Source organism: Methanolinea sp. (assembly GCA_016699325.1).
Lineage (GTDB): Archaea > Halobacteriota > Methanomicrobia > Methanomicrobiales > Methanospirillaceae > UBA9949.
Genome location: CP064971.1, coordinates 218,504 through 232,294, shown reverse-complemented (window position 1 = coordinate 232,294; position 13,791 = coordinate 218,504). Strand labels below are relative to the sequence as shown.

Here is a 13,791-nt window from a genome sequence, read left to right as displayed (position 1 = left end):
CCTATGATCGGAAAAGAGATCCGGATAGAGCGAATTATCGATCGGAATACCGGAAGGACTGTCATCGTGCCCATGGATCACGGGTTTACCCTAGGCCAGATTGAAGGGCTTCTGGACATGACCCAGGTGATTTCGGATGTCAGTGAAGGGGGTGCGAACGCGATCGTGCTTCACAAGGGAATCGTAAAGCGGGGACACCGGAGAAAAGGCAGGGATATCGGCCTGATTATCCACCTCTCGGGGAGCACTTCGCTCAACCCAGACCCGAACGATAAAGTACTGGTCTGCACGGTGGAAGAGGCGGTGGCGCTGGGTGCGGATGCGGTCTCCATCCATATCAACCTCGGTGCGCCGAACGAATCAAAGATGCTGGAGGACGCGGCAGGGGTGGTCAGGGACTGCAAACGGTGGGGCATGCCCCTGCTGGTGATGATTTATCCCAGGGGTAAGGGGATCGACCCATTCTCTCCCCAGGCCGTTGGCCACTGTGTGCGGGTCGCCGAAGAACTCGGTGCCGATATGATCAAGACCAATTACACCGGGGATCCTGTCAGCTTTGGAAAGATAGTCAGGGCCTGTTCGGTCCCGGTTTTCATCGCCGGTGGGGAGAAGGCAGGAGATCTTGAGACTCTGAAAGCGATTCACGATTCCGTGAATGCCGGTGGAGCTGGGGTCTGTGTAGGAAGAAACGCCTTCCAGCGGGAGAATACAACGGCATTTGTCAGAGCACTCTGCTACGTTGTCCATGACGGGTGGGACCCCGGGCGTGCGCTCTCGGAGCAGCCATGAAAGAATTCTGGGTCGACGTGCACCCCTGGCGAAAAGAGCTTGCGACCGCGGCAATCGAAAGCGGTGCGGATGTAATCGTGACCGAAACAGCCGCAAAGGTAAAAGCGCTCGGCAGGATGACGGTGCTTTCGGATGATGGGGATCTCAGGTGGGGAATTGATGTCGGGGAGGTCGTCATAACGGGCACGGAAGGAATGGAGGAAGCGGAGGCCATGGCCAGAAAAGGGTTCGTGGTGGTGGAGACCAGTAACTGGCGGATCATACCGCTTGAGAACCTTGTCGCCTCATCTGACAGGATCATTGCCGTGGTAAGGTCTGAAGAAGAGGCCGAACTCGCGCTGACCGTGCTTGAGAAAGGCGTGCGGGGAATCCTCCTGAAAGATCCAACTCCTGCCCTCATCCGGAAGATCGGAACACGGATCAGGGCCGGTGTCGGGAAAACCGACCTGGTCCCCTTCACGATCACCGATGTCCGCCCGGTCGGGATGGGTGACCGCGTCTGCGTTGATACCTGTTCCATGATGAAAGAAGGAGAAGGGATCCTCGTGGGAAATACCTCTTCGGCGTTCCTGCTCGTCCAGGCCGAAACCCTTGAGAACCCCTATGTGAGCCCCCGCCCTTTCAGGGTTAATGCCGGCGCGGTGCACGCCTACACCCTCGTTCCCGGTGAGAAGACCGCCTATCTCTCGGATTTATCGGCCGGGGATCATGTCCTGCTCGTCGATCATGCCGGGATGCTCCGCGATGCGGGGGTGGGCCGGGTGAAGATCGAGCAGAGGCCGCTCCTCCTGGTCGAGGCCGAGGCTGACGGTGTGAAAGCGAGCCTGGTGCTCCAGAATGCAGAGACAGTCCGACTGGTTGGCGAAGATGGAATCCCCATCTCGGTTGTTGCGCTCGCACCAGGAGACCGGGTGCTCGGCAGGACGCTCCAGGCCGGGCGTCATTTCGGTATTGCCGTGAAAGAGTCGATTATCGAGAAGTGACAGGATGAAGGTTGGAATCATCGGTGGAACCGGGAAGATGGGACGACTCTTTTCCGGGGTCTTTGAAAGGGCAGGGCATGAGGTGCACGTGTGCGGGAGAACAACCTTCCTGAGCTGTGTGGACCTGGCAGAGGCATCAGATCTGGTCATGGTCTCGGTACCAATCCGGGATACGGTGGATGTAATTCGTCGTATCGCTCCACTGCTCACTCCCGACCAGATCCTCTGCGACCTCACATCGCTGAAGACCGGTCCCGTTGCGGCAATGTTGGAATCGGCGGCCTCGGTTATCGGGTTTCACCCTATGTTCGGACCCGGCGTCCCCTCCCTCAATGGCCAGATTATTATCGTTATTCCGGCGCGATGCAGCAGGGAGACGCTTCGTGCGCTTTGCTCGATCTTCGAGCGGGAGGGAGCCTCTGTCACATTCTCCACGCCCGAAGAGCATGACCGGATTATGGCTCTGGTTCAGGGACTGACCCACAGCGTTACCCTGATGGTGGCCGAAACCATGCGGCGGGTCGGCGTCACGCCCGAAGATTCCGCTCCGTTCATGAGCCCGGTTTACCAGATCGAGATGGGACTGGTCGGGCGGCTCCTCTCCCAGTCCCCGGAGTTGTACGGAGATATGCTCATGCTAAATCCGAATGTTACGCCGGTTCTTGCTGCATGCAAGGAAGCCCTTGAAGATTTGCTGAGGATAGTCACTGCAGGGGATAAAGAAGCGTTCAGCGATCTATTCGAGAAGAATGTAACGCACTTCGGATCGTATTGCGACAGGGCAACGGCAGAGACCGATTACCTGATCCAGGCAATGGTGAACCGATGACGATCCTGGCCCTTGGTCCCGAGGGCACTTTCTCGCATGAGCTTGCGGTCCGGTCTTTTCCCCCCCCGATCAGGCTGATCCCAACCATTGCCGGGATTTTCTCCCTGGTTGAGGCAGGTGTCTCTGACGGTGTGGTGCCGATCGAGAACAGCGAGGCGGGCGGGGTTGGCCCGACGCTCGACGGGCTACTGCAGCACGAGGTCTTCATCACCGCTGAGCTGTTCCTGCCGGTCCACCACCACCTGGTATCAAAGGTCTCCCTGGATGAGATCGGGGTGCTCTATGTCCACCCGCAGACCCATGAGCAGTGCAGCAGGTTCATCGATGAACTGGGAGTTCCGGTCATCCACACCAGCAGCAACGCTGCCAGCGCCCAGGCGATGACCGGCTCACCGAAGTCCGGGGCCATCGTCTCACGGATGAGTGCCGATCTGCATCGCCTGCCCATTATAAGGGAGCATGTTGAAAACAACCCGTCCAATACCACCCGGTTCGTCGTGATTTCGAACCGGAGAGGGGATGAGCGGGGTTGCACGAAGTGCAGTATCCTTGTCGATCCCGAGCAGGATCGGGCCGGACTACTCTACGAGCTCCTTGGGATCTTTGCCACGCGGGATATCAACCTTACGAGAATTGAGTCACGCCCGTCCAAGCGGGGGATGGGCAGATATATTTTCTTCATGGACACCGATTACACTCCTGCCTGGGAGGATGCCCTTCGGGCGCTCCGCGAGAAGGCGCGGTTCCGGGAGCTGGGGTGCTATCGGGAACTGGAGGTACCGGAATGGACGTGACTCTTGGAAAGGCGGAAGGGATCGATATCAGGGTCAGCGCACCCGCCTCAAAGAGTTATACCCACCGGGCTCTCATCACCGCGGCACTGGCGGATGGGAGAAGCGTGATTGAACAGCCCCTCGATGCAGCCGATACAGCCATCACCGTCAATGGGCTGACCCGGCTCGGGATTCGGATCGATGGGAACAGGGAGCGATTGGTGGTGCATGGATGCGGTGGAGCGCTGGGCTGTCGCGAAAACACCGAGCTCTGGATGGGAGATTCAGGGACCAGTTGCCGGCTTCTAACCTCCGTTGCGCTCCTCTGCGGCAACCCGGTCATCATTTCCGGGAGCCCCCGTTTGCACGAACGTCCCATCGGCGGGCTTGTCGAGCCCCTCAACAGTATGGGAGGAAGGATCAGGTACCTTGGGTCTCCTGGCTTTCCTCCGTTACTTATCGAAGGGGAGCTGGCAGGAGGGGTGGTCAGCGTGGAGAACAGCGTGAGCAGCCAGTATGCATCATCACTCCTCCTTGCCGCCCCCTGTGCCCGTTCTCCGGTAGAACTGAAATTGCCTCCAGGGGGTGTGTCCCTGGCGTATCTCGATGTGACTGTAGATGTCATGGCTTCGTTCGGGGTCCATGTGCAGCGTCGCGGGTATGAACGCTTCAAGGTTGTCCCGGCACCGTACCGTGCACGGAAGTACCGTGTCGAAGGAGACTACTCATCGGCATCGTACTTCTTTGCCATCGCTGCAGCATGTGGCGGCAGGGTAAGGGTGGACAACCTTATCCCGGAATCTGTGCAGGGGGACCGTGGTCTTCTGGAGGCCCTTATCGAGATGGGGTGCACGGTCTCTTCACGTGGCAGTACCATAACGCTCGAGAGTGGTGGCCGTCTCCAGGGAATCGAGCGTGATATGTCCGCATCGCCCGACATCGTCCAGACGCTCTGCATGGTTGCCGCGACAGCCGAATCCCCGTCCCGGTTTACCGGGATCTCCCACCTTGAGTTCAAGGAGAGCGATCGCATCCGCGCGATTCTTCACGTCATTAAGACACTTGGCGGCGAAGCCTACTGTGAACAGGGCGCGATCACCATCAGGCCGGTCCCTCTCCATGGCGGGGTTATTGCCGCCGGAAACGATCACCGGACTGCCATGAGTGCTGCGGTGCTCGGCCTTGCGGTCGGGGGAGTCACCATCACCGGTGCCGAATGCGTCAGCAAGTCTTTTCCGGATTTCTGGAAAATACTCCATGAGGTCAGACTGGCATGAGGATTGTGTTGTGCGGGTTCCGGGGGACGGGGAAGACCGAATGCGGCAGGTTGTTGTCCCAGTTAACCGGCCTGCCGTTTTTCGATACCGATGCGATGATCGAGGAGCGCGTGGGAAAGCCCATCTACGAAATCTTCGCAGAGGATGGGGAGGAGACCTTCCGGGAACACGAACGGCAGGTGATTGCCAGCCTCCCGGATTCAGGCTGCATTGTCGGGAGTGGCGGGGGAGCGGTGATCGACTCCCGGAATGTGGCTGCTCTCAGGAGGGGAAGCACGATGATCCTCCTCGAAGCAGAACCGGCCGTCATCGAACAGCGCATCCGGAACACCACACGGCCAGCACTCACCACGCTCCCCTTCCGCGACGAGATTCGTGTCCTGCTCAAAGAACGCAGGCCATTCTACACCAGTGCCGCTGATTTCTGTATCGACACCACCGCACGGAGCCCAAACGAAGTATGCCTTTCCATCATGCGAATTGTTACCGAGGGAACGGTCTTGCCGGGCGCAGGGGAACGGGCAGTCCGGTTCCTGGATCGATCGGGAATCCCGCACGACGAAGTCCGGGCGTTCGAGGAGGCTGTGAACGGAGATCCAAAGACGAGGCTGTATGCCATAGCCGGAAATCCTGCATTCCAGAGCCGGAGCCCTGCACTCTACGCGCAGCTCTTCTCGCATTATCACCTGAACTGCCACTATACCCGGCTCCAGGCGCCGGATATACTCCCCATACTCCGTATATGCCATGACCTTGATTTCCGGGGTCTGTCGGTGACCATACCGTTCAAGACCAGCATCATGGGGCACCTCTCGGAAATTTCGCCCGATGCCAGGGAGATCGGGGCGGTCAACACCGTGGTGTGGTGTGGTGGAAAGGGGTACGGGTCGAACACCGACTGGATTGGTATCAGGGATGCGATCGGCGATGCCGGATCGAAGGCGGTCGTTCTTGGTGCCGGGGGGGCGGCCGCCGCAGCGGTGTACGCGCTGAGGTCTCTCTCGCTTGACATTACGGTGCTCAACCGTACGGTCAGCGCTGCCCGGGACCTTGCCGGGCGGTTCGGGTGCGAGTCCGGCCCCCTGGAGATGTTTGACAGGGTTTCACCCGATATCGTCATCAATGCAACACCGGTCGGCATGGATCCGGATACGAGGAGCCTGCTCCAACAGGGCCAGCTGAAACCATCCATGACTATCTTTGACCTGGTCTATACGCCGCCTGATACACCGCTGATCAGGATGGCTCGAAGTGCAAGGTGCCGGGTCATTCCCGGCACAGAACTGTTTGTCCGGCAGGCTGCGGCGCAATTCCGGCATTTCACCGGAATTTCTGCGCCCTTGGAACTGGTGAGGAGCATGATCCAATGAATACCTTTGGACGATCGTTCCGGTGTACCACCTTTGGTGAGAGCCATGGTCCTGCACTGGGGGTCGTCATCGACGGATGCCCCCCCGGACTGCCGCTCTCCGAGGCGGATATCCAGCCGGCGCTCGACCGCCGCAGGCCGGGTCGCGGCCAGCTTATGTCCTCCCGGGCCGAAACCGACCAGGTCGAGATCCTCTCGGGAACCTTCGAGGGAAGGACCACCGGGACGCCACTGGCGATGATCATCTGGAACCGCGAGGCGCGCCCCTCCGATTACGACACGCTCCGGGACCTGTACCGCCCCGGGCACGCCGACTTCACCTACCTGGCAAAATACGGCACCCGGGACCACCGGGGAGGTGGCCGGTCTTCTGGGCGGGAAACGGTGGCCCGTGTTGCAGCAGGTGCGGTGGCCATGAGGGTCCTCGCGGAAACGGGTATCAACATCACTGCGTCCATCGATGAGATCAACGGGATGGCGGATCCCGGGGCGCAGGAAGAGGAGATACGCAGGGCAGTGGCCGAAGGCGATTCCGTTGGCGGGATCGTCACGGTCATCGCCCGGGGCTGCCCCCCTGGGCTCGGAGACCCGGTCTTCGGCAAGCTCGATGCCCTGATTGCCGGGGCAATGATGGGGATCGGGGCGGTCAAGGGAATCGAGATCGGGGATGGGTTTGCCGCGGCCCGTATGAGAGGAAGCGAGCACAACGACCAGATGGATAGCACAGGGTTCCTCTCTAACCACTCCGGAGGTATCCTCGGTGGTATCAGCACGGGGGCCGATATCGTTGTCCGGATTGGCATAAAGCCGACCCCCTCTATCCGGAAGCCCCAGAAGACGATTACCGTGAACGGGGAAGAAACGGTTATACGGATCGAAGGCCGGCACGATCCCTGCATCGTTCCCCGAGTGCTCCCTGTTGCAGAGGCAATGCTTTCCCTTGTGCTTGCAGATGCCCTGTTAGAACAGCGGAAGTACAGGGTATTCCAGCGGTGAGGAACAGGAATGATACCTCCTGATGAGCAGCACATGAAAACGGAACTTCTCATCCCAGTTACCCTCCTCTTCATCTCCCTGATCGTATTTCCGGGATGTGTTTCGGTACCGGACCTTGCAGGTGGCGGAATGGGAAAGGAGCCGTCCGATGTATCGGTCAACCTGGTCAGGTCATCGGCTGATTTCTCGCTGTCCCGGGGCTGTATCTGGACCGTAACCGTACAGGTCTACAATCATGGTGACTTCGATGCGCGGAACGTAAACGTCCAGCTAGAACTGGTTGACGCCGCGACCGGAGCGGTGCGGGATACCATGCGGGTGTATGCCGGCACGCTTGCACCCGGGGAATCGCACCAGATCCAGGTCGAACTCGATGGTGACTGCATCAACGACTATGTCCTGAATGCCTACCCGGTCCTGGCGTGACTGGGCCGAGAAAACTCACCCCAATCCAGACCTGTGCCACACGGTGGTGAACGAAGGACAGTCCCGGAACCTGATGGTCCCCAGGGGTCTGGCCCGTCCCTCGTTGCCAGGGCGGGTCAGCGGGTGAGTGTATCGAGGATCGCACGCGCCTCCCGGACAGTAAACTGTCCTTCGGCGGTGGGCCTGCCTGCAGCACAAAAGAGGTGCGACGACCCGAACAGCGGGAGAATGATCCTTGCAAACCGGAACCGCGAACCCATAGTGCTGGTAATAACCGGATGATCTGCGGCCAGGGTGAAGGTACACAGCGAGAGAACGTCTTCGGGTGAACGGGGCGTGACAACAATTTTCGGAATCCCATACCCACGGAGACGGACCTCGATGCCCCGGAGCTCATGTTCAGATGGCATCCGGTCGGTATGGAACGAAGCGATGATCTCCTTGCCGAGATTCTGGTAGTCCGATGCCGTGGCACTGAACCGCTGTTCGATATCGACCACGGCCGCAAGGGAAAGCCAGGGCTCGATCAGGGCCTGCCATTCCCCGGTGTTGCCGGAGAACGCACCCCCTTCTTCCCTGGTCCTGACGGTCAGGATGATCGGGAGCGTGCACCCACGGATGGTCCTTAAGGCAGATCCTGGAAGGTTCCTGGGAATGAGGTCGAGCCTGAGCTCGATCATGTCGGCGCCATCTGCAACAGCGCGAGCGATATCCGCCGGATCAGAAACCGACGCAACAAGTTGCATACGGTGAGAGTGGATCGCACTTCCATATATCACCCGCTGCCGCGCTGCAGGCTCACCTGGAATTGCGTTGTTTCTTTGGGACGCAGGATAAAGTTATACGCACGTATGATCGACCGGATCCCGGAACTTCTGGCGCCAGCAGGCTCGCCTGACGCTCTCAAAGCTGCGGTCAACGCCGGGGCGGATGCCGTCTACCTCGGAGGGAAACAATTTGGGGCACGTAAGTCTGCGCCCAACTTCACCGACAAAGAGCTGTCCGAAGGAATTGAATATGCCCACCTGCGAGGGGCACGGGTCTACGTTACGGTTAATACCCTTGTTCATGATCGCGAGCTGCCCGCACTGGCGCGGTATCTTGCCCTGCTATACGGGATGGGAGCCGATGGCATCCTCCTCCAGGATGCCGGGGCAGCACAGTTGGCACGGAGCGTGGTTCCCGATCTCCCCCGTCACGCATCCACTCAGTGCACGATAACCGATAGGGAAGGGGTGATCCAGGCCCGAAAATCGGGGTTTGCGAGAGTGGTTCTTGCCAGGGAACTCAGCATGGAGGAGATCGATTCGATCTTTGAAATTCCCGATGCGGAACGTCCCGGGATCGAAATATTTGCTCACGGAGCGCTCTGTTATGCCTACTCGGGACAGTGCCTCCTCTCTTCGGTCATTGGTGGACGAAGCGGAAACCGGGGCATGTGCGCACAGCCATGCCGGAAGCCGTACAGGCTGGTGGGGGGAGCAGCGGACCGCGTCGGTCGGATCAGATGCAAAGAGCACATACCTCTTCCCGATGCGTATCTCCTCTCCACCCGTGATCTCTGCATATACCCGCGACTTCAGGAAATACTGGGACGGCCGTTTGCAGCATTGAAAATCGAAGGCCGGATGCGGTCCCCGGAATACGTGGCCATCGTTGTATCCCGCTACAGGAAGGCGCTTGATTACCTCGCTTCGGGATTGGTTCCTGGTAATGAGGAGATCGAAGACCTGGAGATCGCCTTCTCCCGGGGTTTTACTCCCGGGTACCTGTTTGGCAGTCGTGGTTCTTCTCTGATGGGACGATGCCGGCCGGGCAACAGGGGGCTTTTTCTCGGGACCGTGGCCGCCAGCACACCCGGTGAACTGCGTATCCTCCCTGCAGCCCGGACCGTGCCCGGACCTGGAGATGGGCTTGTTGGGAGGAATCCTTGTACCGGTGAGGAGCAGGGGTTCATCCTCCATGGCGCTGTTGAACATACGGACCGGGAGGTCGTGATTCGGCAGCAGACCGGGATCAGCATGGGCATGGATCTATTCCTGACCAGGAGTGCGCGCCTTGAGTACGAAGCAGAGGGAATCCTGAAGGCCCCAGGGCCTGCGGGAAGGTTCCCGCTTCCCATCTATATTACACTCGTTGTGGAACCGGGCTTTCCCCTGCTCATTTCAGGATTGATCCATGTTCCAGGTGGAACTACCCTGGTTGTCCGTCACGAAGGCGACTTTGTTCCGGAACCGGCCCGGGGCCGGCCAACTTCAGGCGATGATATAGTGCGCCAGATCAAAAAGACAGGGAATAGTCCATTCAGGGTGGAAGAAATCTCCCTCGTCTATCCCGGGTCCCTTTTTATCCCGATCGGCAAATTGAACGCCTTCCGGCGGGAATTCATAGACCTCGCCCGCCAGGAGGTGCTCGCCTCCTTCCATCCCGCCTCCGCCATGGCAGATGAAGCGGAATCCCGGGCGAGGGATCTGGCAGAACATCTCACACATTCATGTTCCAGTCCGATCTTCACCCTCCCCCAGGTCGCTGTCATCTGCGACGACCATGAGAGTTGCATGGCCGCGCTCTCTTCCGGCAGTGACCGGGTTTTCTTTGAACCCGCCGGTGAATGCACATCACCGGGAACCTCAGTCCTTCCGGTTCTTCAGGAGGCGGAGGATCCCGGGATAATCGTCTGGAAATGGCCGCAGGTCCCGCCGGGCGACTACATCAAGGCCGCATGTTGTATCCTCCCCTCCCTCTCCGCGAACGGACTGGGCAGGGTGATGGTGGAGAGTCCAGGAGCAGCGGCCGCGATACGCCGGGCCATCCCGGGCATGACGGTCACGGGCGGGCCGGGCCTGAATATCTTCAACCACCTCTCAATTCGGGCATATTCCGACCTTGTATCGGGAATTACACTCTCTCCTGAGCTCTCTTCCCGCGATATTGCAGAACTCATGCAACGCAAGAAGCATTCCTGTCCGGGGGTGGAGACCGCAATCCTCGTCCAGGGAAACCTCGAAGTCATGGTGACTGCCGACAATCTCCTCAACCACGCTTCGAGCGGGGGGCAGATCGCACACTGCCGGTTCGCCATCGAAGATGAAACAGGACGTGCCTTTCCAGTTCATGTGGATACCTGCGGGAGGACGCATATTGCAAATGCGAGCGAACTCTGCCTTATCGACTACCTCCCGGACCTTGCCTCCCTTGGGATTGACACAGTCATCATCGATGCCCGGGCCCGCGGACCGGTTTACTCCGGTGGGATGACAGCCGTGTACCGGGAAGCCGTGGAGAATATCGATTGGCTCTCCGGGCGTTCCGGTGCTTCCACCCCCATCCCTGGCCTCAAGAAGCGTATCAGGGAGATGGCGAGGGGCGGGATAACCGCAGGACATTTCATCCGCGGCCTTTCTGATGGTGAGGGGAAAGGTATCAATTCCCGGCATCCATACTCTCTTTTGTGACGAATATGGACAAGCCATTCATTCTCATCAACCTGAAGACCTATCCTGAAGGAGCAGGGCAGCGGGCACAGGCCATCGGGGATGCCGCAGCGCAGGTCGCCTTCGAGAGCGGGACTACGATAGCGGTGGCCCCATCCTATATGAACATCCGCCCTCTCGCTGTTCATACCGGAGTCCCGGTCTATGCACAGCACGTGGACGGTGCCCAACCGGGGGCCCACACCGGGTTTGTCACCGCTGAGGCCCTGAAGATGGCCGGGGCAACGGGTTCGCTGGTCAACCACTCCGAACGGCGCCTTACCCTGGCCGACATCGATGCGGCAGTAACCGCGCTGAAGGCAGCAGGGCTCGTATCGGTCGTCTGCTCGAACAATGATCCTACCAGTGCTGCAGCGGCGGCGCTTGCACCTGATTACGTGGCAATCGAACCACCCGAACTGATCGGGAGTGGGATATCGGTCTCGAAGGCGAACCCTGACATCATCAGCCGCTCCGTTGAGGCAGTACAGAAAGTGAATCCAGGGGTGAAGGTGCTGACCGGGGCGGGGATACAGTCAGGAGAATGCGTAAAAATCGCCCGCGATCTCGGAACCGACGGGGTATTGCTAGCATCGAGCGTCGTCAAGGCAAAAGCCCCGATCGCTGTGCTCCGGGACCTGGTCTCGCTTGTCTAGCGCTCGATAATCAGGGAGATGAGGTCGTGCTTGGTGATGACACCCTGCACCTTCCCTTCCTCCATCACCAGGACGGCATGGTGTTTCTGGAGGATCTTCACCACGGTCTCGATATCCATGCCGGGAGGGACGGTGGGAAAACCCGGCTCGAGCACCTGGCTCACCGAGAGGTCATGACCCTTTGAAGTACCCCGGTCCTCGATTGCGCCCACGATTGCGGACTCCGAGATGCAACCGACCGGCACCCCGTTCTCGATGACGGGGAGCTGCGAAAAGTTCCGGGCATCCATGATCTCCACAGCCCGGGTAAGCGGATCACGGGGTTCAACTGAGAAGACGGGGGCATTCATCACCTGAGCCGCGGTCATCCGTGGTTTCCTGGCTTCATTGAGGACTCTGACTATCTTTTCGAGGGTACTCACCCGAGGGTCCACGCTTCCTGCCTCGATTCGCGCCACCATAGACTGGCTGATTCCTGCCATCTCTGCAAGTTCTGACTGCCGTATACCCAACATTTCACGGCGGGCTTTCAGTTCCTCTGGTGTTGGGATATGCATTGATTATTACTTCGGTGCATACTGGTAATTTATATTTTTCCCGGTAATCATAATTCGAGGAAGGTGGAGCAGGACAACTGTGACGGACCGAATCTGCCGAATGAACGATCCGGTGAAAATTAATGGATGTCGTCCGGCTCTCTCCATGTTTTTGGCATCATCATCGCCTGCCCGGAGATGGCCCCCTGGCGCGAGAAGCCGTTCATATCGCAGGGCACGGATTTGCGGTTCTGTGTGCGGGATAACAGATCCTGAAATGGAAAAAAGGAATGCCAGAAGAAGGAACCGTGATGGAATTGAGTGGGAGGAGTAAGCCCCCTTCTGTTCGGTGCGGCATTCAGCTTGGCGCCATACCCGGGTATTTGTGCCTGAGCAGCCACGATACCCTGTTCTGGCTTGCACCCGCAGGGATTCGCCGTTTCATCGTATCCTGCCCCTGCGCTCAGCGAGTTATCTTATGCCTTTCGGCATGTCTCGCCCTTGAAGGCTCTGTCGCTTCATGGCTGTGAGCAGGCCGTGTCGTTTCTGTGCCAGTGCCGTGGCTCTCGCCACCCATACTTGCATATGGCTGCGTGCCCAGGTGGTGGGGGGACTTTCCTCAGCGGCCGGGTTGCCCCGGCCACCGTCAGCCGCACTCTCCCTCTCCTATATATATATGCGTCCGATATATTTAGCGTGATGCATGTCCTCACCGATGAGGAAGGAGCGCTGGCAATCCGGGTCGCCCGGGCGGTGCTCGAGAAGCATATCGGCCGGACGAACAGGGACCTTCCGACCTTCCCCCCGGTATTTTCGGAGAAGCGCGGCGTCTTTGTGACCCTCACCAGGGACGGCGAGCTCCGTGGGTGTATCGGGTTTCCTTACCCGACACATTCCCTGAAGGAGGCGCTCTGCGATGCTGCCATCTCCGCCGCTATCCGGGACCCGCGCTTCCCCCCGGTCCGTGCACCGGAGCTCCCGCTGCTGCGAATCGAGGTTACCGTCCTGTCCATTCCCGAACCGATCTCTCCGGATCCGGAAGCCCGCCCTGCGGCAGTCAAGGTCGGGAAGCATGGCCTGATCGTCCAGGGGCACGGGAGGAGCGGACTGCTCCTTCCCCAGGTGCCGGTAGAATGGGGGTGGGACAGCCGCGAGTTCCTGGATCATACCTGCCTGAAGGCCGGACTCCCTGCCGGCTGCTGGCGGAACGAGAAGATCGAGGTCTTTACCTTCGAAGGGCAGGTCTTTTGTGAAAAGAAAGAAGGGTGATCCTCAAACAGGTAATTATTATTATAGCCCGCTATCAGGACTATCATTCAGCCAAGGCCTGTAATTGCTTCTTTGAGTGAATTCTGCATAAATTTAAAAAAAATCTTCCCGGTAAAAAAGTACATCAATACAAACGAATTTGACGACAAAGCTCCGTGAATATCTGTGCAATCTCTGAAGAGGGAGCGCATCTTTGACCAATTTTAATGAAATCTTCGATCAAAGAGCGAAATACCGGGATGGTCAGTCCAATGATTCAGTTCACATTTTAGCCTGGCAAGAAGAGTCTCATATTCCCGTTTAATCATTTTCCCATCATGTCGGGAATACACATAAAGCGGATAACACATTTTACTGAATGCTTTCTCAATTTTGAAGTTACTTCGTGGGAATATGAGCGGGACAAATATATAGT

General features: G+C 58.7%; 13 protein-coding genes and 1 other RNA gene. 11 read left to right on the top strand and 3 right to left on the bottom strand.

The window, feature by feature from the left end:
• Positions 1-3: 3 nt before the first annotated feature.
• From IPI71_01250 to IPI71_01215, 8 genes are read left to right on the top strand one after another with little or no spacing between them, the layout of a single operon-like run.
• Positions 4-789 (top strand): class I fructose-bisphosphate aldolase family protein, encoded by a 786-nt coding sequence (locus IPI71_01250; protein QQR71186.1) that lies wholly within the window; start codon positions 4-6, stop codon positions 787-789.
• Positions 786-1,772, top strand: coding sequence for a 3-dehydroquinate synthase II (locus IPI71_01245; protein QQR71185.1), 987 nt, complete (start codon positions 786-788; stop codon positions 1,770-1,772). The genes IPI71_01250 and IPI71_01245 overlap by 4 nt, the downstream gene beginning before the upstream one ends.
• Before the next feature lie 4 nt (positions 1,773-1,776).
• A complete protein-coding gene (locus IPI71_01240) occupies positions 1,777-2,601 on the top strand; it encodes a prephenate dehydrogenase/arogenate dehydrogenase family protein (protein ID QQR71184.1) in 825 nt (274 codons plus the stop codon).
• Positions 2,598-3,395 (top strand): ACT domain-containing protein, encoded by a 798-nt coding sequence (locus IPI71_01235; protein QQR71183.1) that lies wholly within the window; start codon positions 2,598-2,600, stop codon positions 3,393-3,395. Before IPI71_01240 ends, IPI71_01235 begins: the two co-directional genes overlap by 4 nt.
• Positions 3,386-4,651 carry a 3-phosphoshikimate 1-carboxyvinyltransferase gene (gene aroA / locus IPI71_01230; GenBank protein ID QQR71182.1) on the top strand — a complete coding sequence of 422 codons (1,266 nt, stop codon included), beginning with the start codon at positions 3,386-3,388 and terminating at the stop codon, positions 4,649-4,651. Before IPI71_01235 ends, aroA begins: the two co-directional genes overlap by 10 nt.
• Positions 4,648-6,021: a bifunctional shikimate kinase/shikimate dehydrogenase gene (locus IPI71_01225; GenBank protein ID QQR71181.1), complete on the top strand. Its 1,374-nt coding sequence runs from the start codon at positions 4,648-4,650 to the stop codon at positions 6,019-6,021. The genes aroA and IPI71_01225 overlap by 4 nt, the downstream gene beginning before the upstream one ends.
• Entirely contained in the window at positions 6,018-7,016 is a 999-nt protein-coding gene (gene aroC / locus IPI71_01220; protein QQR71180.1) for a chorismate synthase, read from the top strand. The genes IPI71_01225 and aroC overlap by 4 nt, the downstream gene beginning before the upstream one ends.
• A 9-nt stretch (positions 7,017-7,025) precedes the next feature.
• Positions 7,026-7,442, top strand: a complete 417-nt coding sequence (locus IPI71_01215; protein QQR71179.1) for a hypothetical protein — start codon at positions 7,026-7,028, stop codon at positions 7,440-7,442.
• Between the two features lie 116 nt (positions 7,443-7,558).
• Here IPI71_01215 and IPI71_01210 read toward each other — a convergent pair whose 3' ends face one another.
• The gene (locus IPI71_01210; protein QQR71178.1) at positions 7,559-8,188 is read right to left on the bottom strand and encodes a type I 3-dehydroquinate dehydratase; all 630 of its coding nucleotides are present in this window, start codon (positions 8,186-8,188) and stop codon (positions 7,559-7,561) included.
• A gap of 105 nt (positions 8,189-8,293) precedes the next feature.
• On the opposite strand from IPI71_01210, the gene IPI71_01205 reads away from it, so the two are divergent.
• Together IPI71_01205 and tpiA are read left to right on the top strand one after the other, a co-directional pair.
• Complete coding sequence (locus tag IPI71_01205; GenBank protein ID QQR71177.1) at positions 8,294-10,897, top strand: U32 family peptidase; 2,604 nt, start codon at positions 8,294-8,296, stop codon at positions 10,895-10,897.
• A gap of 5 nt (positions 10,898-10,902) precedes the next feature.
• Positions 10,903-11,571, top strand: coding sequence for a triose-phosphate isomerase (tpiA, locus tag IPI71_01200; GenBank protein ID QQR71892.1), 669 nt, complete (start codon positions 10,903-10,905; stop codon positions 11,569-11,571).
• Here the strand turns inward: tpiA and IPI71_01195 are convergent.
• Positions 11,568-12,128, bottom strand: a complete 561-nt coding sequence (locus IPI71_01195; GenBank protein QQR71176.1) for a CBS domain-containing protein — start codon at positions 12,126-12,128, stop codon at positions 11,568-11,570. The genes tpiA and IPI71_01195 overlap by 4 nt on opposite strands.
• A 298-nt stretch (positions 12,129-12,426) precedes the next feature.
• Positions 12,427-12,773: RNase P RNA component (gene rnpB / locus IPI71_01190), an RNA gene on the bottom strand.
• 33 nt (positions 12,774-12,806) lie between these two features.
• Here rnpB and IPI71_01185 point away from each other — a divergent pair.
• Positions 12,807-13,376: a TIGR00296 family protein gene (locus IPI71_01185; GenBank protein QQR71175.1), complete on the top strand. Its 570-nt coding sequence runs from the start codon at positions 12,807-12,809 to the stop codon at positions 13,374-13,376.
• Positions 13,377-13,791 lie beyond the last annotated feature (415 nt).

What these genes read in the sequence shown, in the direction of transcription:
- IPI71_01250 (QQR71186.1), top strand. Translation starts at nt 4, where the DNA reads ATGATCGGAAAAGAGATCCGGATAGAGCGAATTATCGATCGGAATACC.
- IPI71_01245 (QQR71185.1), top strand. Translation starts at nt 786, where the DNA reads ATGAAAGAATTCTGGGTCGACGTGCACCCCTGGCGAAAAGAGCTTGCG.
- IPI71_01240 (QQR71184.1), top strand. Translation starts at nt 1,777, where the DNA reads ATGAAGGTTGGAATCATCGGTGGAACCGGGAAGATGGGACGACTCTTT.
- IPI71_01235 (QQR71183.1), top strand. Translation starts at nt 2,598, where the DNA reads ATGACGATCCTGGCCCTTGGTCCCGAGGGCACTTTCTCGCATGAGCTT.
- aroA (QQR71182.1), top strand. Translation starts at nt 3,386, where the DNA reads ATGGACGTGACTCTTGGAAAGGCGGAAGGGATCGATATCAGGGTCAGC.
- IPI71_01225 (QQR71181.1), top strand. Translation starts at nt 4,648, where the DNA reads ATGAGGATTGTGTTGTGCGGGTTCCGGGGGACGGGGAAGACCGAATGC.
- aroC (QQR71180.1), top strand. Translation starts at nt 6,018, where the DNA reads ATGAATACCTTTGGACGATCGTTCCGGTGTACCACCTTTGGTGAGAGC.
- IPI71_01215 (QQR71179.1), top strand. Translation starts at nt 7,026, where the DNA reads ATGATACCTCCTGATGAGCAGCACATGAAAACGGAACTTCTCATCCCA.
- IPI71_01210 (QQR71178.1), bottom strand. Translation starts at nt 8,188, where the DNA reads ATGCAACTTGTTGCGTCGGTTTCTGATCCGGCGGATATCGCTCGCGCT.
- IPI71_01205 (QQR71177.1), top strand. Translation starts at nt 8,294, where the DNA reads ATGATCGACCGGATCCCGGAACTTCTGGCGCCAGCAGGCTCGCCTGAC.
- tpiA (QQR71892.1), top strand. Translation starts at nt 10,903, where the DNA reads ATGGACAAGCCATTCATTCTCATCAACCTGAAGACCTATCCTGAAGGA.
- IPI71_01195 (QQR71176.1), bottom strand. Translation starts at nt 12,128, where the DNA reads ATGCATATCCCAACACCAGAGGAACTGAAAGCCCGCCGTGAAATGTTG.
- IPI71_01185 (QQR71175.1), top strand. Translation starts at nt 12,807, where the DNA reads ATGCATGTCCTCACCGATGAGGAAGGAGCGCTGGCAATCCGGGTCGCC.